A 22,564-nucleotide genomic window follows, 5' to 3' on the forward strand; every position below is an offset into this window, starting at 1 on the left:
GGACGGCAGGCAGCGATTCCATGGGATAACGCTGCGCAAAGGGCAAAGGAAACCAGCGCGCGATGGCAGAACTCCGCGACGAGAAGGTCGTGTTCCGCAGGAAGGACATCGTTCCGCTGCACGAACTGCCGTCCGCGCAGGCGCACGAGCCCATCGTCCTGCACGCGGTCGAGGCGAGCCGCACCGGTATCGCCTGCCGTATCGTTGCCGCAACGATCGCGCTCGTCCTGTTTCTCGGCGCCGTCATCATCGGCCTGGTGGAGACCGGTCTTTTCGACAACACGCTGAATGCACGCGCCGTCGCCGCGCTCAACCAGGCGCTCGGCGCGCGGTACCGTGTCTCTGTCGACCACACCGTGCTGCGGCTTGCCGGGTTCAGCGGCTTTGCGCTGAAGGCGGAGAATGTCCGCATCGTCGAGATCGAATCCGGCAAGGAACTGGCGACGACCGAATCGATCGGCATCGTGCTCGATCCGCTCGGGCTTGCCTCAGGCCGTATCGCCGTCTCGCGGCTCGACGTGGACGGGGCGATGTTCAATGCCGCGCTTCTGCCCAAGAGCAAGCCGCTCGACCTGGCGGCGCTGCGCATTTCCGACGTGCCGGACTATCTCGAAACGACCTTCGAACGCCTCGACGGCGTCAGCCGCCTCATCGACACGAACGGCATGGAGACCGTCAAGATTTCCGACCTCGGCGCGACCTTCCAGGGGCCGGGCGGCAAGCCGGTGACGCTGGCCATCGCCAGCCTGCAGTTCACCCGCGATGACGACGGCACCATGTCGATCGACGGGCATTTCACGATGGACGGGGCCGAGGGGGAGATCGACCTGACCGCCTCGGGCGGCGCGGGATCGGTGCGCACGCTGGACGGCTCGATCCGCAACGTGGCGCTCGGAAAATTCCTGCTCGGCAACGACGTCAACGGCAATGTGCATGCTGGGGTCGACACGTCGGCGGACGTCTCGGTCCATGCGGTGCGTGAGACCGACAATACGAAGCCGGTGCTCGGCCTCGACGTCGCGCTTGCCGCAGGCTCGGTCTACGGCGATGGCGTTGCCGCGGAGCTGCGCCCGTCCACGCTCAAGGTCGGCTACAATTTCGACAAGGGGTCGATCGAGCTCGCCTCGCAGGATGCCGGCGTCGGCCAGTCGCGGTTTCCGTTCACCGGCGGACTGATCGACCTTGATCGGGTCTCCGACCGGCCGGACAAGGGCTTTGCCATCGACCTCGTCTTCAGCAATGCGGTAAGCCGTCCCGTCGATTCCAGCGAGGCGCCGATCCATTTCGATGCCAAGGTCAACGGCTACTATCTCCCGAAGACGAAGAACCTGCTGTTCGAGGAAATGGCCGTCTCCAGCGAGAAAGGCAATGTTGCCGGCTCGCTCGCCATGCGGTTCGGCGACCGGGAGCCGGAGGTCAGCTTCGTCATGATCGCCAGCGAGCTGGAATCGGCGGCCGTCAAGCAGTTCTGGCCGTTCTGGATGGCCAAGACGGCGCGCAGCTGGGTGATCAAGAACATTTTCGGCGGCACGGTCACCAACGGCCGGATCGAATTCTATCTTGCCGAAGGCCGCGAGCGTCTGCCGGGCGTGCCGATGCATCTCGGCCCCGAGGAGCTGAAGATCGACTTCGACATCGAGGGTGCGCGCATGAATGTCGCCGGCGAAATCCCGCCGCTGCGCGACACGTCGGGAAAATTCCGCCTCCGTGGCCCGCGCACGGAGATCACAATCAACGGCGGTACAGCCTACTTCCCGTCCGGCCGTTCCGTCGCGCTGACCGGCGGCACCTTCGTGCTGCCGGACAATTATACCAAGCCGCTGATGGCGGACATGGACATCGATGTCGCCGGCAATGCCGACGCGATTGCCGAACTTGTGACCTACCGGCCAATCCGCGCCCTGCCGGCGACGGGCTTTGCGCCCGACGATTTCAGCGGCCAGGTGAAGGCGAAGGTGAAGGCGCATTTCGGCGTCATCTCCGCCCACAATCCGCCGCCGCCGCAGTGGACGGCCGCCCTGACGCTCGACAATGTCGACGTGGCCAAGCCGATTGCAGGGCGCGCTGTCACCGGCCTGCGCGGCCTCCTCGCCATCGATCCGCAGAAGGCCGACCTCAAGGCCAAGGGGGATATCGACGGCGTGACGCTCGACATCGAACTGGTCGAGCCCGTGGGCAAGGCGGCGAGCTTCAAGCGCAAGACGGTGCTGTCGGGCACGCTCGACAACAGGGACCGTCGCAAGCTGCTGCCGGGCCTCGACGACGTGGTGGAAGGCCCGGTCGGGGTGCGGCTGGAACAGGATGGTGACGGTCCTATGGCGGCGGAGGCGGATGTCGGTGCGGCCGCGGTCTCCATTCCATGGATCGGCTGGACCAAGGGCGCGGGCATCGGCGGCAAGATCACGTTGACGGCCGACAAGAAGGAGGGCGTCACCCGCGTCTCCGATTTCCGCTTTGCCGGCGACGGTTTCAGCGTGGCGGGCAATCTCACCTTCCGGGGTGCGCGGCTCGATGCGGCAAACTTCTCCACCGTCCGGCTTTCGGCGGACGACCGCTTTCGCGTGAAGGTGGAGCGCGGAAAGTCCGGCTATACGATCGTGGCAGACGGCGAGGCGGCCGATGTGCGCGCCGTGCTGGCGCGTCTCAAGAACCCGACCGGCGGTGGCGGCGAAAAACAGAGCGTTACCATCCGGGCCGATCTCGCGCGGGCTGTCGGCTTCAATGGCGAAACGCTCTCCAATGTCAGCTTCCGCTACAGCACGGCAGGCAGCCGCATTTCCGGCGTGGATCTTTCGGCGGTGACGAAGAGCGGTGCGCCGGTCGTGGCGCAGCTTGCCAGCAATGGCGCCTCGGATGCCATTCAGCTCACCAGCGGCGATGCCGGTGCCGTCGCGCGCTTTGCCGATATCTATGGCCACATGCGCGGCGGCCTCCTGAATGTCCGCCTGCGCGAGACGGCGGGCAGCATCTGGCGCGGATCCGTCGATGTCAGAAACTTCGCGCTTGTCGGCGAGGAGCGGCTGCGCTCGCTGGTCTCGACGCCGGCCGGAGAAAGCGGGCGCAGCCTCAACGATGCGGTGCGCCGCGAGATCGACGTCAGCGCCGTGAAATTCTCCCGCGGCTTTGCCCAGGTGCGCACCGGTGGCGGTGCGCTAAGCCTCGAAAACGGCGTGGTGCGCGGCGAAACCGTCGGCGCCACCTTCCAGGGCACGGTGCGCGATGCCAACGGCCGGACGGACATGACCGGCACCTTCATGCCGGCCTATGGCCTCAACCGGCTGTTCGCCGAGCTGCCGCTGATCGGCATCATCCTCGGCAACGGCAACGATCGTGGCCTGATCGGCATCACCTTCAAGCTCTCCGGCCCCTTCGACAAGCCGAAGCTGACGATCAACCCGCTGTCGATCATCGCCCCCGGCGTCTTCCGCAACATTTTCGAATTCCAATGAAAAAGGCCGCCCGGAGGCGGCCTTGATCTCGGTTTCGTTTGCCCGCTCTCAGGCCGGGCGGACGAGGATGTGCTTCTTCTTGCCCAGCGACAGCTTGATGACGCCATCGGCGGAAACGTCCGCGGTGCCGATGACGCGGCGCTCGTCGGAAACCGCGGTGTCGTTGATGCGCACCGCGCCGCCCTGCACGTGGCGGCGGGCTTCGCCGTTCGAGGCGGCAAGGCCGGCCTTGACGACGAGGCTGAGGAGGCCGATACCGGCTTCGAGCTCACCGGTGGAAACGTCGATCGACGGCAGGTTTTCGGCGATCGCGCCTTCCTCGAACGTCTTGCGGGCGGTCTCGGCGGCCTGTTCGGCCGCCTCGCGGCCGTGCAGCATCGCCGTCACCTCGGTGGCGAGGATCTTCTTCACCTCGTTGATCTCGGCGCCGCCGAGCGCGGAAAGCCGGGCGATTTCGTCCATCGGCAGCGTCGTGTAGAGCTTCAGGAAGCGCGAGACGTCCGCATCCTCTGTGTTGCGCCAGTACTGCCAGAAATCATAGGCCGACAGCATGTCCGGGTTCAGCCAGACGGCACCGGAGAGCGATTTGCCCATCTTGGCGCCCGACGCGGTCGTCAGAAGCGGCGAGGTCATGGCGTAGAGCTGCGGCGTGCCCATGCGGTGGCCGAGGTCGATGCCGTTGATGATGTTGCCCCACTGGTCCGAGCCGCCCATCTGCAGGCGCACGTCGTAGCGCTTGTTGAGCTCGACGAAGTCGTAGGCCTGGAGGATCATGTAGTTGAATTCGAGGAAGGACAGCGACTGCTCGCGCTCAAGCCGCATCTTCACGCTGTCGAAGGACAGCATGCGGTTGACCGAGAAATGGCGGCCGACGTCGCGCAGGAACTCGAGGTAGTTGATGCCGAGCAGCCAGTCGGCATTGTTGATCATCAGCGCATCCTTCGGGCCTTCGCCATAGGCGAGATAGCTCGAAAAGACCTTCTTGATGCTGGCGATGTTGCCGTCGATCGTCTCCGGCGTCATCAGCTGGCGTGCCTCATCCTTGAAGGACGGGTCGCCGACCATGCCGGTGCCGCCGCCCATCAGCGAGATCGGCCGGTGGCCGGTCTTCTGGAACCAGTGCAGCAGCATGATCTGGATGAGGCCGCCGGCATGCAGGCTCGGCGCGGTCGGATCAAAGCCGATATAGGCCGTCACGGTTTCCTTGGCGAGAAGATCGTCGAGGCCGGTTTCATCGGAGATCTGATGGATGAAACCGCGCTCTTTCAGCGTGCGGAGGAAATCGGATTTGAATTCGGACATGGCCTGTCTCTCTTGCCGGAATGCTTTGGGCGGGATGGGGCGGCCGGAGATAATTTTCCGGCGGACCGCCGGGCGTTTAGCACTGTTTCGCCGCATAATCACTTCAAAAGTGATTCTGGAGCGGATGCATGACGGGACTGCAAACGGCGATCGGTCTGATGAGTGGCACGAGCCTCGACGGCATCGATGTCGCGCTGCTGCGCACGGACGGCGAGGCCGTCGTCGAGCGCGGCCCCTGTCTCGCGCGACCCTACGACGCCGCCTTCCGCCGCCGTCTGCAGGGCGCGCTGGAGGCCGCCAAGGCGATCGACGTTCGCAGCCAGCGGCCGGGCGAGCTCGCCGAGATCGAACGGGAGCTGACGTTGCGCCACGCCGAGGCCGTGCGCGCCTTCCTGGATGGGAACGGCCTGACGGCATCCGACATCGACGTCATCGGCTTCCATGGCCAGACCGTGCTGCACCGGCCGAATGCCGGCCTGACGGTGCAGCTTGGCGACGGCGGGCTGCTCGCCCGTGAAACCGGCATCGATGTGGTCTATGACATGCGGGCGAACGATATGGTGCATGGCGGGCAGGGGGCGCCGCTCATTCCCGCCTATCACGCCGCGCTCGCCGCCGGCCTTTCCGGCGCCACCGGCAAGGCGGTCGTCTTCGTCAATATCGGCGGTATCTCCAACATCACCTTCATCGGCGCCGGCGGGGCGATCGTCGCCTTTGACAGCGGTCCCGGCAACACGCTGATCGACCAGTGGGTCGAGGCCCATGCCGGCATTCCCTACGACCAGGGCGGCATGATCGCCTCTGAGGGCCGCGTCGATCCCGGCCTTGCGGAGCGTTATCTCAACCATGCCTTCTTCACCGATCCGGTGCGCCGCTCGCTCGACCGCAACGATTTCCGCCCGCCCGAGGGGCCGGACGCAAGTCTTGAGGACGGTGCGCGCACGCTCGCCCATGTCACCGCCGCCGCCATCCTGCGCTCCGCCCGCCACCTGCCGGAGAGGCCGAAACTTTATGTCGTGTGTGGCGGCGGCCGGCTCAACCGGGTGATCATGGGGGATCTGGCGGCGCTTGCCGAGACGGAAGCGGCTGAGGTGGTGACGGCCGAGGCGGTCGATCTCGACGGCGACAGCATGGAGGCGGAGGCCTGGGCCTATCTTGCCGTCCGCTCGCTGCGTGGCCTGCCGCTCACCTTCCCAGGCACGACGGGCGTGAAGACGCCTGTTTCCGGCGGCGTACTCCAGAAACACGCAACCGGCGATTAACGCTTTCTTCGCGGGCGCCTTCTAGGATTCGTTCGGATCGCTCCGGGGCGCTTTTGCACGGAGCGGCCTTTTTGTCTTGCGTAAGGTGGCCAATGAGTGGCGCGGGCTTCCTGCTGGCGGTGAACTTTCTCATCGCGCAGTGTTTCTGCATGTTTTTCCTCGCGGTGTCCGCCCGGAGCCGCAATCGCGTCGCAGCCCGCTGGTTTGCCGGCACCTATGCCGTCGCCTCGCTTTCCACCCTTTTCGAATTCCTCGTCGCCTATGCGACGCCGGCAAGGCTCTGGGCGATCCTTGCCTTTGCCGCCATGCTCGGCGGCATGCTGATGCTGCGCATCGGTGTCGGCCATCTCTACGGCCTCCGTACGAACCGCTGGGTCCTTGCCGCCATCTTCGTCGCCTTCGTCGCGCTCGATTATGTCATCTACGACCTGCCGCGCGGTACGCTCGCCCATGCGTTGCCTTACCAGACCCCCTTCGCGGTGGCGCTCGGGATGAGCGCCTTCGCGGTCTGGCGCGCCCGCCCGGCAAGCTTCGTCGACCGGGCGCTCATCGTGCTTCTTGCGCTGACCAGCGTGCATTTCCTGGCAAAGGCCTATGCCGCCGTGCTCGCCGGGGCAGGCAACACGGCAAAGGACTATCTCGCCAGCCAGTTTGCGCTCGTCTCGCAGAGCATGGGCGCAGTGCTGATCGTCACCGTCGGCCTGATGCTGCTCTGTGTGCTCGTGCTGGAGATCGTCGCGGAGGAGAAGGGCAATGCGGAGGTCGATCCGCTCTCCGGTCTCCTCAACCGCCGTGGTTTCGACAACCGCATCGATGCGCTGCTTGCGGGCGCGGGTCCGCATGGCCTCATCCTGTGCGATATCGATCACTTCAAGTCGGTCAACGACACCCATGGCCACCAGGGCGGCGACAACGCCATCCGCGCCTTCGGCGAGGCACTGCGTGTCGCGGCGCCGGTGGGCGCGCTGGTCGCGCGCATCGGCGGCGAGGAATTCGCGCTCTTCCTGCCGAACACCGGCAAGGAGGCGACGCTGCTTTTCGCGCAGACCCTGCGCGCAACCCGCGCCGTCGCGCCCATTCCCGGCCTGCCGCCGGCCGTGCGCATCACCGCCAGCTTCGGCGTTGCCGAGGTGACGCGCGGCGAGCCGCTGCGGTTTGCTATGCGCCGGGCGGACGACGCGCTCTATGCCGCCAAGAACGCCGGACGTGACTGCGTGCGCCAGGCGGAGCCGCCCGCTGTGGTGCTCGAGGTCGTCAAGCGCGCGAATTGATCAGGCGAACATATGGCAAAGAAAAAGCCCGGCGAGATGTCGCCGGGCTTTTTCCTTTGTCTCTCTCCGCCGGTCAGCGAATGCGCTTGGCGGCCGGCTCCGGGGTCAGTTCGCCGGCAAGGCGGCGGTCGAGGTAGTCTTCGCACTCGGCCATCAGCGTTTCCGTCTGGCCGTTGAAGAAGTGGTTGGCGCCCGGCACCGTGCGGTGCGTGATCAGGATGCCCTTCTGCGTCTTCAGCTTCTCGACGAGGCCGTTGACGTCCTTCTCCGGTGCCACCTTGTCGGAATCACCGTTGATGATGAGACCCGACGACGGGCAGGGGGCGAGGAACGAGAAGTCGTAGATGTTCGGCTGCGGGGCGATGGACATGAAGCCCTCGATCTCCGGGCGGCGCATCAGCAGCTGCATGCCGATCCAGGCGCCGAAGGAATAGCCGGCGACCCAGCAGCTCTTCGAATCGGGATGCAGGCTCTGCACCCAGTCGAGTGCGGAGGCCGCATCCGACAATTCGCCTGCGCCGTGGTCGAATTCGCCCTGGCTGCGGCCGATGCCACGGAAATTGAAGCGCAGCGTCGTGAAACCGCGCTTCTGGAACATGTAGAACAGCTGGTAGACGATCTGGTTGTTCATCGTGCCGCCGAACTGCGGGTGCGGATGCAGCACGATGGCGATCGGGGCGTTCTTCTGCTTGGACGGCTGGTAACGGCCCTCAAGGCGACCGGCGGGTCCGTTGAAGATGATTTCGGGCATTCTTACTCCGGCAAGTTCGCGTTCTGGAACGGATTCTTGTCAACTGAAGTCTTGACGAAACCAGTCAGCTTTTTTAGAACCTAGTTTAGAACCATTCGAAACTGTATAGGCGCCCACGGGACGCCGTGAGCTTGGTGTCATAAGGCAAGCCCGACGGAAAATTCAAGGAAAATGCACGCCGTATCGAATGTATCGTGCGCGCATGGGTGAGAAATGACGAAGACGGAGCGCACTTATCTGGACTGGAACGCCACGGCACCCCTGCTGCCGGCGGCGCGCGAGGCCGTTCTTGCTGCGCTCGACAGCGTCGGCAACCCGTCGTCCGTGCATGGCGAGGGCCGGGCGCTGCGCATGCTGGTGGAGGCCGCGCGCCGCGACGTCGCCGCGCTGCTCAATGCGGCGCCGGCCCATGTGATCTTCACGAGCGGCGCCACCGAGGCGGCGAACCTCGCCCTGACGCCCGACTACCGCATGGGCCGCACGCCGCTTGCCATCGGCCGTCTCTATGTTTCCGAGATCGAGCATCCGGCGATCCGCGAGGGCGGGCGTTTTGCGCGCGATGCCGTGACGACGATCCCCGTCACCCGCGCCGGCCTCGTCGATCTCGAGGCCCTGACAACGCTTCTTGCGGGCCATGACAAGGCGAAGGGCCTGCCGATGGTGGCGGTCATGCTCGCCAACAACGAGACGGGCATCGTGCAGCCCGTAAAGAGCGTCGCCGAGGTCGTGCACCGTCACGGTGGTCTTCTCGTCGTCGACGCGGTGCAGGCCGCCGGCCGCGTGTCCATCGACATTGCGGCACTCGACGCCGATTTCCTCATCGTCTCCTCGCACAAGCTGGGCGGCCCGAAGGGCGCCGGCGCGCTGATCTCGCGCGGCGAGGTTCTGATGCCCGCACCGCTGATCCGCGGCGGTGGCCAGGAAAAAGGCCATCGCTCCGGCACGGAGAACCCGGCGGCGCTTGCCGGCTTTGCCGCAGCCGCCCGCGCGGCGGTGGCGGATCTTGCCGGGCGCAACGCACGGATCGGCGCGCTGCGCGACGCACTGGAGAGCGGCATGCGGGCGGCGGCGAACGACGTCGTCATCCATGGTGCGGACGTCGAGCGCATCGCCAACACCTCGTTCTTCAGCCTGCCCGGCCTGAAATCGGAGACCGGGCAGATCGCCTTCGATCTCGAGGGTATCGCGCTTTCGGCCGGCTCGGCCTGCTCCTCGGGCAAGGTCGGGCAGAGCCACGTTCTGACCGCCATGGGATTCGACACGGCGCTCGGCGGGCTTCGCGTGTCGCTCGGTCCGGCCTCGACAGAGGCGGATGTCGCGCGTTTTCTGGCTGCCTTTTCGCGCGTCATGGCGCGGCGACGGGCGGCCTGACGGGAATCTTGCGGGAACGCAAGTTTTCGCTTGCCAAAAGGTGGGAAAAACCGCCTTTGGCGCTTACATAAGCGGCGGGAGGCCCCGCCAGACGTTGACAAACTGCCGGACCTTGGATCCGGCGAGATTGGAGAACGATATGCCTGCGGTGCAGGAAACGATCGATCAGGTCCGTCAGATTGACGTCGACCAGTACAAATACGGCTTCGAGACGAACATCGAGGTGGAGAAGGCTCCGAAGGGGCTTTCCGAGGACATCATCCGTTTCATCTCGGCCAAGAAGAGCGAGCCCGACTGGATGCTCGAATGGCGCCTCGACGCCTATCGCCGCTGGCTGACGCTTGAAGAGCCCACCTGGGCGCGCGTCGACTATCCGAAGATCGACTTCAACGATCTCTACTACTATGCCGCGCCGAAGAACCAGACCGGCCCGAAGTCGATCGACGAGGTCGATCCCGAGCTTCTGAAGATGTACGAGAAGCTCGGTATTCCCCTGCGCGAGCAGGAAATCCTTGCCGGCGTGCAGACGTCGAAGATCGCCGTCGACGCCGTGTTCGATTCGGTCTCCGTCGTCACCACCTTCAAGGAAGAGCTGAAGAAGGCCGGCGTGATCTTCATGTCGATCTCGGAAGCCATCCGCGAGCATCCCGAGCTTGTGAAGAAGTATCTCGGCACCGTTGTGCCGACGACCGACAATTTCTACGCGACGCTGAACTCCGCGGTCTTTACCGACGGCTCTTTCGTGTTCGTGCCGAAGGGCGTTCGGTGCCCGATGGAGCTGTCGACCTACTTCCGCATCAACGAGAAGAACACCGGCCAGTTCGAGCGCACGCTGATCATCGCGGAAGAGGGCGCCTACGTCTCCTATCTCGAAGGCTGCACCGCGCCCCAGCGCGACGAGAACCAGCTTCACGCTGCCGTCGTCGAGCTGGTCGCGCTCGACGATGCCGAGATCAAGTATTCCACCGTCCAGAACTGGTATCCGGGCGACAAGGAAGGCAAGGGCGGCATCTACAACTTCGTGACGAAGCGCGGCGATTGCCGGGGCAAGAACTCCAAGATCTCGTGGACGCAGGTCGAGACCGGCTCCGCCATCACCTGGAAGTACCCGTCCTGCATCCTGCGCGGCGATGGTTCGCGCGGCGAGTTCTATTCGATCGCCGTCTCGAACGGCCACCAGCAGATCGACAGCGGCACCAAGATGATCCATCTCGGCAAAAACACGTCGAGCCGCATCGTCTCCAAGGGCATTTCCGCGGGCTTCTCCAACAACACCTATCGCGGCCAGGTCTCGGCCCACCGCAAGGCGGAGAACGCGCGCAACTTCACCCAGTGCGACTCGCTGCTGATCGGCGACAAGTGCGGTGCGCACACCGTGCCCTATATCGAGGCGAAGAACGCGACGGCCCATTTCGAGCACGAGGCGACCACCTCGAAGATCTCGGAAGACCAGCTGTTCTACTGCCTCCAGCGCGGCATCCCGACCGAGGCGGCGATCGCGCTGATCGTCAACGGCTTCGTCAAGGAAGTCATCCAGGAACTGCCGATGGAGTTCGCCGTCGAGGCGCAGAAGCTGATCGGCATCTCGCTGGAAGGCTCGGTCGGCTGATCGGGTGAAGGAATGTCCCGGCGGCTTCCGCCGGGGGGACCGGACAGGTCCTTCGATGAAGTTTCCGTGTGATCCGTTATATTAGCGGGATGCGGTTCTCATCGGGAGACACGACATGGATCCGGTCAATCTGACGTATTACGCCGTGGTATGCGGTGGACTGGCAGCGTATGCGCCCAACGTTCGGAACGTGGCGATACGCACGGTTTTGGGGCTCGGCCTTGGCGGGTTGTCCGCCGCGATGCTCCCGTTGGTCCACTTCTTCCTCGGCTTCTGAAACCAAGACGGGAGCGTTTGACCGCTCCGAACGCAGGACCGAGAAACCATGCTTGAAATCAAGAATCTGCACGCCCGCATCGCCGAAGACGGCACCGAGATCATCCGCGGCCTGAATCTCACCGTGAAGGCCGGCGAAGTCGCCGCCATCATGGGCCCGAACGGCTCGGGCAAGTCGACGCTCTCCTACATCCTCTCCGGCCGCGAGGACTACGAAGTCACCGACGGCGACATCCTTTACAACGGCGAGAGCATTCTGGAACTCGACCCGGCCGAGCGCGCCGCCAAGGGCATCTTCCTCGCCTTCCAGTACCCGGTCGAAATCCCCGGCGTTGCCACCATGCAGTTCCTGAAGGTTGCGATGAACGAACAGCGCAAGGCGCGCGGCGAGGCGGAACTGACGACGCCGGACTTCATGCGTCGCGTCAAGGAAGCTGCCGCCGAGCTGAAGATCGCCCCGGAAATGCTGCGCCGTCCGCTCAATGTCGGCTTTTCCGGCGGTGAGAAGAAGCGCGCTGAAATCCTGCAGATGTCGCTGCTCGAGCCGAAGCTGTGCGTCCTCGACGAGACCGACAGCGGCCTCGACATCGACGCGCTGAAGATCGTCGCCGACGGCGTCAACGCGCTTCGCTCGCCCGACCGCGCCGTCATCGTCATCACGCACTACCAGCGCCTGCTCGACTACATCGTGCCCGATACGGTGCACGTTCTCTACAAGGGCCAGGTCATCAAGTCCGGCGACAAGACGCTGGCGCACGAGCTGGAAGCAAACGGTTACGCCGACATCATCGGCGCCGCCGCCTGACGGCTTGGCGAAGGAGTGATCTCATGAACATGCAGACAGGCATGAAGCTCTCCGTCGCCGAGACGGCGCTTTGCGAAGCCTACGACCACGCGCTCGGCGAACTGCCGGGTGACGGTGCCGTGCTCGCTGCCCGCGACGTCCTCATCAGCGACTTCAAGGATGCCGGCCTTCCGACGCGCCGCATCGAGGCCTGGCACTATACGGACCTCAAGGCGCTGCTGCGCGCCGTTCCGGCCTTCGATCCCGCAGCCTCCGCCGCGCGGATCGGGCCGCTGGTCGAGGGGGCGACGGTGCTGTCCGTCGTCAACGGCCTTGCGGAGGCCCGCGGCTCGGTCGAGGGCGTGACGCTGCGCACCTTTGCCGATGCGCTGGCCGACGGCACGGCCGCGGCCGGCCTTGCTGCCCGTGACCGCGACGACGCGATCGGCCGTATCAACGGCGCTTTCGTTCGGGACGGTTTCGTGCTCGATTTCCCCGCGGGCACCGAGCTGGCAGCACCGCTCGAAATCCAGACGGTCCAGAATGCGGGCCAGGCCCATACGCGCTTCCCGGTCAGCTTCGGCGCGAATACCAAGGCGACCGTCATCGAGCGCCATGCGGCGGTCGGCGACACCGCGGCCTTCGTCACGACGGTCAGCGACCTGTCGCTTGCCGACGGTGCCGATATCACCTGGGTTATTTTGCAGGGGCAGGGTGCAGCGGACACCCATCTCGGCCAGATCCGCATCACGCTCGGCACGGACGCAAAGCTCCGCCTTTACGTGATCAATGCCGGCGGTAAGCTCGTGCGGCAGGAAATCCATGTCGTGGTGGCGGGCGAAGGCTCCGACCTCATCCTGCGCGGCATCAACCTGCTCGGCGGCGAGACGCACAACGACGTGACCTTCACGGTCGGTCACGATGTGCCGAACACGACCTCGACGGAAGTGATCCGCAACGTGATCTTCGATCGCGCGCGCGGCGTCTTCCAGGGCCAGATCCGCGTTGCGCCGGATGCCCAGAAGACCGACGCCAAGATGTCGTGCAACACGCTGCTGCTTTCGGACGAAGCGGATTTCTCGGCCAAGCCGGAGCTCGAAATCTTCGCCGACGACGTGCAGTGCGGCCACGGTGCGACCGTGATCGACATCGACCACACGCAGCTCTTCTACCTGATGGCCCGTGGCATCCCGGAAAACAAGGCGCGCGCCATGCTGGTCAACGCCTTCGTCGCCGAGATCGTCGAGGAGCTGGAAGACGAGCCGCTGGTCGAGGCGCTGGAAGGCGTCATCGCCGACTGGCTCGACAAGCACGCCTGATCAGGCGCTATCCCGGGCTGGACCGCAGGACGGTCGGCCCGGGGTTGCGCAAACAAGAAAAGGGGCGCTCGCGGTTCGAAGGAACGGGAACGCTCCAGGGCACGCCTGACATAGGACGAACGAGATGGAACACGCCCCTGCACTGGCCTATGACGTCGAGGCGATCCGCAAGGATTTCCCGATCCTGTCGAAGACGGTCTACGGCAAGCCGCTGGTCTATCTCGACAACGGCGCGTCGGCGCAGAAGCCGCAGTCGGTGATCGACGCGATTGCCCACGCCTATTCCAACGAATATGCCAACGTGCATCGTGGCCTGCACTTCCTGTCGAATGCCGCCACCGATGCCTACGAGGCGGCACGCGAAAAGGTGCGCCGTTTCCTCAACGCCTCCTCGGTCGACGAGATCATCTTCACCAAATCCTCGACCGAGGCGATCAACACCGTCGCCTACGGCTACGGCATGCCCAAGATCGGCGCGGGCGACGAGATCGTTCTGTCGATCATGGAGCATCATTCCAACATCGTGCCGTGGCATTTCATCCGCGAGCGGCAGGGCGCGAAGCTCGTCTGGGCCCCGGTGGACGATGCGGGTGCCTTCCACATCGAAGAGTTCGAAAAGTGCCTGACGGAGCGCACCAAGCTCATCGCCATCACGCATATGTCGAATGCGCTCGGCACCATCGTGCCCGTCAAGGAAATCTGCCGCATCGCCCGTGAACGCGACATTCCGGTGCTGGTCGATGGTTCGCAGGGCGCCGTGCATATGCCGGTCGACGTGCGCGACATCGATTGCGACTGGTACGTGATGACCGGCCACAAGCTCTACGGCCCCTCCGGCATCGGCGTGCTCTATGGCAAGATGGATCGCCTTAGAGAGATGCGCCCCTTCCAGGGCGGCGGCGAGATGATCGTCGACGTCACCGAGGACATCGTCACCTACAACGACCCGCCGCACCGCTTCGAGGCGGGCACGCCGCCGATCGTGCAGGCGATCGGTCTCGGCTATGCGCTCGACTACATGGAAAAGATCGGCCGCGCGGCGATCGCCACCCACGAGGCGGAGCTGCGCGACTATGCCCATGAGCGGCTGTCGTCGATCAACTCGCTGAAAATCTTCGGAACGGCACCGGGCAAGGGCTCGATCTTCTCCTTCGAGCTGGAAGGCATCCACGCCCATGACGTCTCGATGGTCATCGACCGGGCAGGGGTGGCGGTGCGCGCCGGCACCCATTGCGCCCAGCCGCTCTTGAAACGCTTCGGCGTCACCTCCACATGCCGGGCATCGTTCGGCCTCTACAACACGCGTGCCGAAGTCGATGTCCTGGCCGACGCGCTCGACCATGCCCGCAAGTTTTTCGCCTGAGGAGTAGGCCCATGTCCCTCGACGCAACGGAAGACAAGATCGACGTCCGCGACGGTATCGTCCATTCGGCGATCCCGGACGACGAACTGGCGCGCCTTTCCGACGACATCATCTCCGCGCTGAAGACGGTCTACGATCCGGAAATCCCGGCCGATATCTTCGAGCTCGGCCTGATCTACAAGATCGACATCGAAGACGACCGCATGGTCAAGATCGACATGACCCTGACGGCACCCGGTTGCCCCGTGGCCGGCGAGATGCCGGGCTGGGTCGAGAATGCGGTCAGTGCGGTCGAAGGCGTATCCGGCGTCGAGGTCAAGATGACCTTCGATCCGCCATGGACGCCGGACCGCATGTCGGAAGAGGCGCAGGTCGCCGTCGGCTGGTACTGATTTCGGCAACGCAGCCGGATAGGGCAAGGCACTTGTGCTTTCCGTGACTTGATCCGTTAACCCGTCGTCACTAGATTCGGAATCACAGACCGCCGGGCCTTGAACCCGGTCGGCGAAGGAGAAACGGCCCATGGCCTTTGCAGTGATGACACTCACCGATGCGGCGGCAGACCGCGTCAAGGCGATCGTCGACAATGCCGGCAGCGATGCCAAGGGCATTCGCGTCGGCATCAAGAAGGGCGGTTGCGCCGGCATGGAATATGCCATCGACCTCGTCACCGAACCCAATGCCAAGGACGACCTGATCGAGCACAATGGTGCAAAGGTCTGGGTTGCGCCGGAGGCGGTGCTCTACCTTCTCGGCACGCAGATGGATTTCGAGGTGACGACGCTGCGCTCCGGCTTCACCTTCCACAACCCGAACCAGACGTCGGCCTGCGGCTGCGGCGAATCGGTCGAGCTGAAGCCTGCCGATCTTGCGGTCCTTGCCGCTTCCGGCCAGCCGACCGTACGGGCGGGCTGAACTGCCGGCAGGCCGGCGCGGACTGCCAATCCTTGCGGCTTTTCTTCTCCGGCAGTTTTGCCTAGTCTCCCACGCGCGGCGCGCGAATCCGGTGCCGGCGTGATTGCCAGCGGGAGGGGCGCGAGCGATGGACGGCTTTACCGCGACACTGTACCAGAACCTGCCCTTTCCTGTGGTCATCGTCGACGCCGAGGCGCGCCTCGTCTCCCACAACGACGCGGCCGCCCGCACATTCGGCTGGAATCGCGACGACAGGCGGCCTGCGGGCACGGTTGTTCTCGCCGGGGAGGTCGCGGCGGCGCTTCTTGCCGGCCAGGCCGCGGCTGGCCGTGAAAACACCCATGCCCTCGGTTTTCGCCACGACAACGGCAACATCTTCGAAGCGTCAGCCCATGTGATCGCGCTGCCGGATGAGGCAGCCGGCCCGTCCTATGCGCTTCTCCTGCGCAGTCTTTTGAGCGGGGGCAGCCATGGCGAGCAGATCCTGCTTGGCCAGCGCATCGCCGCGGCGCTCGACACCATGACGGAGGGTTTTGCGATCTTCGACCGGGAGGAGCGCCTCGTCCTGTTCAACCGTTCCTACAAGGAGCGTTGCGGCCTTGCCCGTGATGCCGTGCGTGTCGGCGTGACGCTGGAAAGCATCGCGCGTGCCAACATCCGCGTCGGCATGTTTCCCGGCATTCGCGAGGGCACGCCGGAGGCCGAGGCGATGGTGCGCGAGCGTCTCGAAAGCCATCGCAACACCGGCAGCGGCGGCGCCATCTTCGAGTTCGGCAAGGACCGGTGGATTCGCGGTGAGAGCCATGTGTCGGAGACCGGCGACATCGTCGCGCTGCGTGTCGACATATCGGAGCTGAAGCGCACCGAAGCGGCGCTGGAGGCGAAACGCCGCGAATATCTTTCGCTGCTGCAGATCCTGCCCGACATGATCCTGCGTTTCGACCGGAACCTGACGATCCGTTTTGCGAACGACAAATACGCCCATTTCGTCGGCTCGACGACGGACGAGCTGATCGGGCGGTACCTGCCGGACGTGTCCTGCGCGCCGGAGCATACGGCGGTGCTGATGGACATCGGCAGCTACACGCGCGCCGAGCCGATGAAGACGCTGGAAGTCTGCATGGAGGGGCGCGGCGGGCAGGAGACATGGCTTCTGTGGACGACCGTCGCGATCTTCGACGAGGACGGCGCCTGCGAGATTGTCTGCGTCGGCCGCGACATTACCGAGGCCAAGCGCCAGCAGCAGCAGGTGGAGGCCCAGACGAACGAGCTGCGCCGCAAGAACGAGGCGCTGGACCAGTTCACCGCCACCGTCTCGCATGACCTGAAGGCGCCGCTGCGCCATCTGTCCATGTTTGCCGAGATGATCTCGGAAGACCTGCATCGCGGCGACATGACCGAATTGCCGCACTATGCCGACCACGTCCGCAAGAGTGCCGCGCGCATGCGCCGGATCATCGACAGCCTGCTGGAATATTCGCAGATCGCCTACCGGATCTCGGCGCCGAAGCCCGTTTCGCTCTCCGACGTGGTGCGTGAGGCGTTGGCGCTCCTGGAAAGCCATGTGCGGGAGGCCGATGGACATGTCGAGACCGCACCGATGCCCGAGGTGATGGGCGATCCCGAGCTCTTGAAGCGGCTGGCGCAAAACCTCATCGGCAATGCGCTGAAATATCGCCGGCCGGGCGAGGCGCCCGTCGTGCGGGTCTATTGCCGCGAGGGGGCTGACGGCACTGAATTCGTCGTCGAGGATGACGGTATCGGCATCGATCCGCAGCATGTCGGGCGGATATTCGAGGTGTTCCAGCGCCTTCACCGCGATGAGACGGTGTATCAGGGCACCGGCGTCGGACTTGCCCTGGCGCGCCGGATCGTCGAGAGCCACAACGGTGTGATAGCGCTTGACACGCAGTATGGTCCGGGGGCACGCTTCGTCGTGACGTTTCCGCAACCCATAAAGTCAAAGGGGAACGATCGTGGGAGGCTCGGCTAGAAAGCTGATCGTCGTGGACGACGACCCGGTGGACGTGCGCTTCGTCATGCGTGCCTTCAGCGATACCGGCAGTGCGCTCGAAATCACCCATGTCGCCGATGCGGAACTGGCGAGCGACCGGCTTGACCGCGAGGCCTTCGATTATATCCTTCTCGACATCAACATGCCCGGCACCAGCGGCATGGAGCTGCTCAAGCGGCTGCGCGGACGCGCCCGCACGGCGGTGACGCCCGTCATCATGTTGTCCTCGTCGTCCAGCGCCACCGACGTCAACCGCGCCTATGAAAACGGTGCCAATGCCTATGCGGTCAAGCCTTCCACGCTGAGCGGCTACCGTGATTTTGCAGAAGGCTTTACCCGCTTCTGGGTGGACGTTGCAGTCTCCCCGTAAGGGCTCGCCCCACCGCCAATCTTTCCCTGCCCGCAATGAAAAAGCCCCGGCCGATAGGATCGGCCGGGGCTCAAAGTCTTGCAATGCTTACTCGGCGGCTTCCGCGTAGTCCTCGAGCGGCGGGCAGGAGCAGACGAGGTTGCGGTCGCCGTAGACGTTGTCGACGCGGTTGACCGGCGACCAGTACTTGTCCACCCGGAAGGCGCCCGGCGGGTAGCAGGCCTGTTCGCGCGAATAGGGGCGGTCCCATTCGCCGACGAGGTCTTCCACCGTGTGCGGGGCGTTCTTCAGCGGGTTGTTGACCTTGTCCATCGTGCCGTTCTCGATGGCGCGGGCTTCCTCGCGGATCGCCAGCATCGCCTCGCAGAAACGATCGATCTCGGCCTTGGTCTCCGATTCGGTCGGCTCGATCATCAGCGTGCCGGCCACCGGCCAGCTCATGGTCGGGGCGTGGAAGCCACAGTCGATCAGCCGCTTGGCGACGTCGTCGACGGTAACGCCGGCGCTTTCGGCAAGCGGGCGCGTGTCGATGATGCACTCGTGCGCCACGCGGCCCCTGGAGGACGTGTAGAGCACGTCATAGGCGCCCTTGAGACGGGCGGCGATGTAGTTGGCGTTAAGGATCGCCACCTTCGTCGCCTGCGTCAGGCCAGCACCGCCCATCATCAGGCAGTAGCTCCACGAGATCGGCAGGATCGAGGCAGAGCCGAAGGGCGCTGCCGAGACCGCACCGGTGCCGCCGAGACCCGGAATATCGGGATGACCCGGCAGGTATGGCGCAAGGTGCGCCTTGACGCCGATCGGGCCCATGCCGGGACCGCCGCCGCCATGCGGGATGCAGAAGGTCTTGTGCAGGTTGAGGTGGCTGACGTCGCCGCCGATATCGCCGGGGCGGGCAAGGCCCACCATGGCGTTCATGTTGGCGCCGTCGATATAGACCTGGCCGCCGTGCTTGTGGACGATCTCGCAGATCTCGCGCACGTTCTCCTCAAAGACGCCGTGCGTGGAGGGGTACGTGATCATGCAGCACGAGAGGTTTTCCGCGTACTGCTCTGCTTTCGCACGGAAATCGTCCATGTCGATGTCGCCGTTGTCAGACACCTTCACGACGACGACCTTCATGCCGACCATCTGGGCGGAGGCCGGATTGGTGCCGTGCGCGGAGGTCGGGATGAGGCAGACGTCGCGGTGCGTGTTGCCGTTGGCGAGGTGGTAGGCGCGGATGGTCAGCAGGCCGGCATATTCGCCCTGTGCGCCGGAGTTCGGCTGCATGGAAACGGCGTCGTAGCCGGTGATGTCGCAGAGTTTCTGCGACAGGTCCTCGATGAGGTAGCGATAACCCTGCGCCTGGTCGGCCGGAACGAAGGGATGGATTTCTGCAAATTCCGGCCAGGTGATCGGCAGCATTTCCGCTGTCGCATTGAGTTTCATCGTGCAGGAACCGAGCGGAATCATCGCGCGGTCGAGCGCGAGGTCGCGGTCGGAGAGGCGGCGGATGTAGCGCACCATCTCGCTTTCCGCGCGGTTCATGTGGAAGATCGGATGCGTCAGGTATTCGCTGGTGCGCAGCAGGTCTTCCGGCAGACGGTAGTCCGGCTCGAATTCGGCCACCTCGAAATCGCCGCCGAAGGCGCGCCAGACGGCTTCCAGCGTGACGGGGCGCGAGCGCTCGTCGAGACTGATGCCGATGCGGTCGTCACCGATCTTGCGAAGGTTGACCTCTTCCGCGACAGCGGTCTTCAGGATGATGCCCTGCAACTTGCCGACATGCACGGTGATCGTGTCGAAGAAGACCTCGGGCTCGACCGTGTAACCCAGCTTCTCGAGGCCCTTGGCGAGGCGCACGGTCTTCTGGTGCACGCTCTGCGCGATCGCCTTCAGGCCCTGCGGGCCGTGGAATACGGCATACATGGAGGCCATGACGGCGAGCAGCACCTGCGCGGTGCAGATGTTCGACGTCGCCTTCTCGCGACGGATGTGCTGTTCGCGGGTCTGCAGCGACAGGCGGTAGGCGCGGTTGCCGCGCGCGTCGATGGAAACGCCGACGAGGCGACCGGGCATGGAGCGCTTGTAGGCGTCCTTGACCGCCATATAGGCCGCATGCGGCCCGCCGTAACCGACCGGCACGCCGAAACGCTGGGTGCAGCCGATGGCGATATCCGCATCCATGTCGCCGGGCGATTTCAGGAGGGCGAGGGCCAGCGGATCGGCCGCGACGACGGCGATGGCACCGGTCTGGTGCAGACGCGAGATGAGGCCCGAGAAGTCACGCACATGACCGTAGGTGCCGGGATACTGGAAGATCGCGCCGAACACGTCGACGGGGTCGAGATCGGTGAAGGGGTCGCCGACGATGACGCTCCAGCCAAGTGGCTCGGAACGGGTCTTCAGGAGCGCGATGGTCTGCGGGTGGCAGTTCTCGTCGACGAAGAAGGCCTTTGCCTTCGACTTCGAGACGCGCTCGGCCATGGCCATGGCTTCGGCGGCGGCCGTCGCTTCATCGAGCAGCGAGGCGTTGGCGACATCGAGGCCGGTCAGGTCGCAGACCATGGTCTGATAGTTGAGCAGCGCTTCAAGACGGCCCTGGCTGATTTCCGGCTGGTAGGGCGTATAGGCCGTGTACCAGGCGGGGTTCTCCAGGATGTTGCGCTGGACGACCGGCGGGGTGATCGTGCCGTAGTAGCCCTGGCCGATCAGCGAGACGAGCTTCTTGTTGCGGTTGGCGGTCTCGCGCAGCTTGTCGAGCGCTTCGCGCTCGGTCATCGCCGCGCCCCATTCGAGCGGCTTTTCCTGCCGGATCGATTTCGGCACGGTGTCGTCGATCAGCGCGTCGAGGCTGTCATAGCCGATCACCTTCAGCATCGCTTCCATCTCCTTCGGCGAGGGGCCGATATGGCGACGGTTGGCGAAATCGTAGGGCTGGTAATCGGTAAAGGCGAAATCCTTGGGGAGAGACATCAGCCGACAAGCTCCTTGTAGGCGGCTTCGTCGAGCAGCGCGTCCGCATCGGACGGGTTGGCGAGCTTCAGCTTGAAGAACCAGCCGGCGCCCTGCGGGTCGCTGTTGACGAGAGAGGGATCGGCGGTGATCGCTTCGTTGACCTCGACGATCTCGCCGTCAAGCGGACAATAGACGTCGGAGGCGGCCTTGACGCTTTCGACGGTCGCGGCATCGCCACCCTTGTCGAAGGTCGCGCCGACCTCGGGCAGTTCCACGAAGACGAGATCGCCGAGCTGTTCGGCTGCGTGCTGCGTGATGCCGACGGTCGCGACGCCGCCCTCGATCTTCAGCCACTCGTGTTCTTCGGTGAATTTCAGCATGTTCGTTCCTCTCCTGGGAAAATCTGTTCGCTGGTCAGCGTTTGAAGGTGTTCTTGACGAAGGGCATCGCCGCGACGGTGACGGGTAGGAATTTTCCGCGCACGCCGGCATAGAGCTGGGTGCCGGGCGCGATCGCGGACTTGGTGACGTAACCCATGGCCACCGGGCCGTCGGCATTCGGGCCGAAGCCGCCAGAGGTGACGGTGCCGACGACATCCTCGCCCTCGGCGTCGGTGGCAAGCACCGCACCGCCGCGCACCGGCGCCCGGCCTTCCGCCCTCAGGCCGACACGACGGCGCGAGGCACCGTTCTCAAGCTGGTCGAGGATAACAGCGGCGCCCGGAAAACCGCCGGCGCGCTCGCCACCCGTGCGGCGCACCTTCTGGATCGCCCATTCGAGACCGGCTTCCACCGGCGTCGTCGTCGTGTCGATGTCGTTGCCGTAGAGGCAGAGGCCGGCTTCAAGACGCAGCGAATCGCGCGCGCCAAGGCCGATCGGCAACACGTCCGGATGGTCGAGCAGGCGGCGACAGACCGCTTCGGCGAGGCTGGCGGGGATGGAAATCTCGAAACCGTCCTCACCCGTATAGCCCGAGCGCGAGACGATGCAGTCGGCATCGTGCAGGTCGCAGGCGCGCACGTCCATGAAGCGCATCGAGGAGACGTCCGCCCAGAGTTCGGCAAGCACGGCCTCGGCATGCGGGCCCTGCAGGGCGATGAGGGCGCGGTCGTCATGTAATGTCAGTTCGCAGACATCGCCGATCTTCGCCTGCATATGGGCGAAATCCGCGTCCTTGCAGGCAGCATTGACGACGACGTAGAAATGGTCGCCGCGGTTGGCGATCATCAGGTCGTCCTGGATGCCGCCTTCGTCATTGGTGAAAAGGGCATAGCGCTGGCGGCCTTCGCCGAGGCCGAGCACGTCGACCGGCACCAGCGTCTCCAGCGCGCGAGCGGCGTCGGCATTGTCGCCGGAGCGGGCGCGCACAGTCACCTGGCCCATGTGGGACACGTCAAAGAGGCCGGCGGCCCCGCGGGTGTGCAGATGCTCCTTCATCACGCCGGCAGCGTATTGCACCGGCATCTCATAGCCGGCGAACGGCACCATGCGTCCGCCGAGCGAAACGTTCAGCGCATGAAGCGGGGTTTTCTTGAGTTCAGACGTTTCGTCCAAAAGGCGCCCTCCAG

At 64.8% G+C, this 22,564-nt stretch carries 18 protein-coding genes; 13 read left to right on the forward strand and 5 right to left on the reverse strand.

All coding sequences use genetic code 11. From position 1 onward, the window contains the following. The first annotated feature begins 62 nt into the window (after positions 1-62). The gene (locus P9A16_RS26455) at positions 63-3,449 is read left to right on the forward strand and encodes a YhdP family protein (RefSeq protein ID WP_023516512.1); all 3,387 of its coding nucleotides are present in this window, start codon (positions 63-65) and stop codon (positions 3,447-3,449) included. A 48-nt stretch (positions 3,450-3,497) separates the two neighbouring features. Here the strand turns inward: P9A16_RS26455 and tyrS are convergent, their stop codons facing one another. Then, positions 3,498-4,751: a tyrosine--tRNA ligase gene (tyrS, locus tag P9A16_RS26460; RefSeq protein WP_023516511.1), complete on the reverse strand. Its 1,254-nt coding sequence runs from the start codon at positions 4,749-4,751 to the stop codon at positions 3,498-3,500. A gap of 128 nt (positions 4,752-4,879) precedes the next feature. On the opposite strand from tyrS, the gene P9A16_RS26465 reads away from it, so the two are divergent. Next, positions 4,880-6,013: an anhydro-N-acetylmuramic acid kinase gene (locus tag P9A16_RS26465; RefSeq protein WP_023516510.1), complete on the forward strand. Its 1,134-nt coding sequence runs from the start codon at positions 4,880-4,882 to the stop codon at positions 6,011-6,013. Positions 6,014-6,162: 149 nt separating this feature from the next. Then, on the forward strand, positions 6,163-7,284 hold the full coding sequence (locus P9A16_RS26470) for a GGDEF domain-containing protein (protein WP_245290413.1): 1,122 nt from the start codon (positions 6,163-6,165) through the stop codon (positions 7,282-7,284). Between the two features lie 73 nt (positions 7,285-7,357). Here P9A16_RS26470 and P9A16_RS26475 read toward each other — a convergent pair whose 3' ends face one another. Then, entirely contained in the window at positions 7,358-8,035 is a 678-nt protein-coding gene (locus P9A16_RS26475) for an alpha/beta hydrolase (RefSeq protein WP_023516508.1), read from the reverse strand. 213 nt (positions 8,036-8,248) lie between these two features. Between P9A16_RS26475 and P9A16_RS26480 the strand changes: the two genes are divergently transcribed. The 10 genes from P9A16_RS26480 (at position 8,249) to P9A16_RS26525 (ending at position 18,056) form a co-directional block, all read left to right on the forward strand. After that, the gene (locus P9A16_RS26480; RefSeq protein WP_024271051.1) at positions 8,249-9,406 is read left to right on the forward strand and encodes a cysteine desulfurase family protein; all 1,158 of its coding nucleotides are present in this window, start codon (positions 8,249-8,251) and stop codon (positions 9,404-9,406) included. Between the two features lie 139 nt (positions 9,407-9,545). Beyond that, positions 9,546-11,015 carry a Fe-S cluster assembly protein SufB gene (sufB, locus tag P9A16_RS26485; RefSeq protein ID WP_023513112.1) on the forward strand — a complete coding sequence of 490 codons (1,470 nt, stop codon included), beginning with the start codon at positions 9,546-9,548 and terminating at the stop codon, positions 11,013-11,015. A gap of 115 nt (positions 11,016-11,130) precedes the next feature. Continuing rightward, complete coding sequence (locus P9A16_RS26490; protein WP_023513111.1) at positions 11,131-11,292, forward strand: hypothetical protein; 162 nt, start codon at positions 11,131-11,133, stop codon at positions 11,290-11,292. 48 nt (positions 11,293-11,340) lie between these two features. Then, the gene (gene sufC / locus P9A16_RS26495) at positions 11,341-12,096 is read left to right on the forward strand and encodes a Fe-S cluster assembly ATPase SufC (protein WP_023513110.1); all 756 of its coding nucleotides are present in this window, start codon (positions 11,341-11,343) and stop codon (positions 12,094-12,096) included. A 23-nt stretch (positions 12,097-12,119) separates the two neighbouring features. Continuing rightward, entirely contained in the window at positions 12,120-13,394 is a 1,275-nt protein-coding gene (gene sufD, locus P9A16_RS26500) for a Fe-S cluster assembly protein SufD (RefSeq protein WP_023513109.1), read from the forward strand. A gap of 124 nt (positions 13,395-13,518) precedes the next feature. Then, positions 13,519-14,757: a cysteine desulfurase gene (locus tag P9A16_RS26505; protein WP_023513108.1), complete on the forward strand. Its 1,239-nt coding sequence runs from the start codon at positions 13,519-13,521 to the stop codon at positions 14,755-14,757. Positions 14,758-14,768: 11 nt separating this feature from the next. Beyond that, positions 14,769-15,149 carry an SUF system Fe-S cluster assembly protein gene (locus P9A16_RS26510; protein ID WP_023513107.1) on the forward strand — a complete coding sequence of 127 codons (381 nt, stop codon included), beginning with the start codon at positions 14,769-14,771 and terminating at the stop codon, positions 15,147-15,149. A 130-nt stretch (positions 15,150-15,279) separates the two neighbouring features. After that, the gene (gene sufA, locus P9A16_RS26515; RefSeq protein ID WP_023513106.1) at positions 15,280-15,672 is read left to right on the forward strand and encodes a Fe-S cluster assembly scaffold SufA; all 393 of its coding nucleotides are present in this window, start codon (positions 15,280-15,282) and stop codon (positions 15,670-15,672) included. Between the two features lie 127 nt (positions 15,673-15,799). Continuing rightward, a complete protein-coding gene (locus tag P9A16_RS26520) occupies positions 15,800-17,665 on the forward strand; it encodes an ATP-binding protein (RefSeq protein ID WP_023513105.1) in 1,866 nt (621 codons plus the stop codon). Continuing rightward, positions 17,649-18,056, forward strand: a complete 408-nt coding sequence (locus tag P9A16_RS26525) for a response regulator (protein WP_023513104.1) — start codon at positions 17,649-17,651, stop codon at positions 18,054-18,056. The genes P9A16_RS26520 and P9A16_RS26525 overlap by 17 nt, the downstream gene beginning before the upstream one ends. A gap of 87 nt (positions 18,057-18,143) precedes the next feature. Here P9A16_RS26525 and gcvP read toward each other — a convergent pair whose 3' ends face one another. From gcvP to gcvT, 3 genes are read right to left on the reverse strand one after another with little or no spacing between them, the layout of a single operon-like run. Continuing rightward, positions 18,144-21,014, reverse strand: a complete 2,871-nt coding sequence (gcvP, locus tag P9A16_RS26530) for an aminomethyl-transferring glycine dehydrogenase (RefSeq protein ID WP_024271052.1) — start codon at positions 21,012-21,014, stop codon at positions 18,144-18,146. Continuing rightward, entirely contained in the window at positions 21,014-21,376 is a 363-nt protein-coding gene (gene gcvH / locus P9A16_RS26535) for a glycine cleavage system protein GcvH (RefSeq protein ID WP_023516892.1), read from the reverse strand. Before gcvH ends, gcvP begins: the two co-directional genes overlap by 1 nt. A 34-nt stretch (positions 21,377-21,410) precedes the next feature. Continuing rightward, positions 21,411-22,550, reverse strand: coding sequence for a glycine cleavage system aminomethyltransferase GcvT (gcvT, locus tag P9A16_RS26540; protein WP_023516893.1), 1,140 nt, complete (start codon positions 22,548-22,550; stop codon positions 21,411-21,413). Positions 22,551-22,564: the final 14 nt, after the last annotated feature.

It is taken from the genome of Shinella sp. 838 (genome assembly GCF_029623935.1).
GTDB lineage: Bacteria > Pseudomonadota > Alphaproteobacteria > Rhizobiales > Rhizobiaceae > Shinella.

Coding starts and splice junctions, on each gene's coding strand:
- P9A16_RS26490 (WP_023513111.1), top strand. CDS start 11,131: ATGGATCCGGTCAATCTGACGTATTACGCCGTGGTATGCGGTGGACTG.
- sufA (WP_023513106.1), top strand. CDS start 15,280: ATGGCCTTTGCAGTGATGACACTCACCGATGCGGCGGCAGACCGCGTC.
- P9A16_RS26470 (WP_245290413.1), top strand. CDS start 6,163: ATGTTTTTCCTCGCGGTGTCCGCCCGGAGCCGCAATCGCGTCGCAGCC.
- tyrS (WP_023516511.1), bottom strand. CDS start 4,751: ATGTCCGAATTCAAATCCGATTTCCTCCGCACGCTGAAAGAGCGCGGT.
- P9A16_RS26455 (WP_023516512.1), top strand. CDS start 63: ATGGCAGAACTCCGCGACGAGAAGGTCGTGTTCCGCAGGAAGGACATC.
- P9A16_RS26510 (WP_023513107.1), top strand. CDS start 14,769: ATGTCCCTCGACGCAACGGAAGACAAGATCGACGTCCGCGACGGTATC.
- P9A16_RS26480 (WP_024271051.1), top strand. CDS start 8,249: ATGACGAAGACGGAGCGCACTTATCTGGACTGGAACGCCACGGCACCC.
- sufC (WP_023513110.1), top strand. CDS start 11,341: ATGCTTGAAATCAAGAATCTGCACGCCCGCATCGCCGAAGACGGCACC.
- sufB (WP_023513112.1), top strand. CDS start 9,546: ATGCCTGCGGTGCAGGAAACGATCGATCAGGTCCGTCAGATTGACGTC.
- gcvP (WP_024271052.1), bottom strand. CDS start 21,014: ATGTCTCTCCCCAAGGATTTCGCCTTTACCGATTACCAGCCCTACGAT.
- gcvH (WP_023516892.1), bottom strand. CDS start 21,376: ATGCTGAAATTCACCGAAGAACACGAGTGGCTGAAGATCGAGGGCGGC.
- sufD (WP_023513109.1), top strand. CDS start 12,120: ATGAACATGCAGACAGGCATGAAGCTCTCCGTCGCCGAGACGGCGCTT.
- P9A16_RS26465 (WP_023516510.1), top strand. CDS start 4,880: ATGACGGGACTGCAAACGGCGATCGGTCTGATGAGTGGCACGAGCCTC.
- P9A16_RS26475 (WP_023516508.1), bottom strand. CDS start 8,035: ATGCCCGAAATCATCTTCAACGGACCCGCCGGTCGCCTTGAGGGCCGT.
- P9A16_RS26520 (WP_023513105.1), top strand. CDS start 15,800: ATGGACGGCTTTACCGCGACACTGTACCAGAACCTGCCCTTTCCTGTG.
- P9A16_RS26505 (WP_023513108.1), top strand. CDS start 13,519: ATGGAACACGCCCCTGCACTGGCCTATGACGTCGAGGCGATCCGCAAG.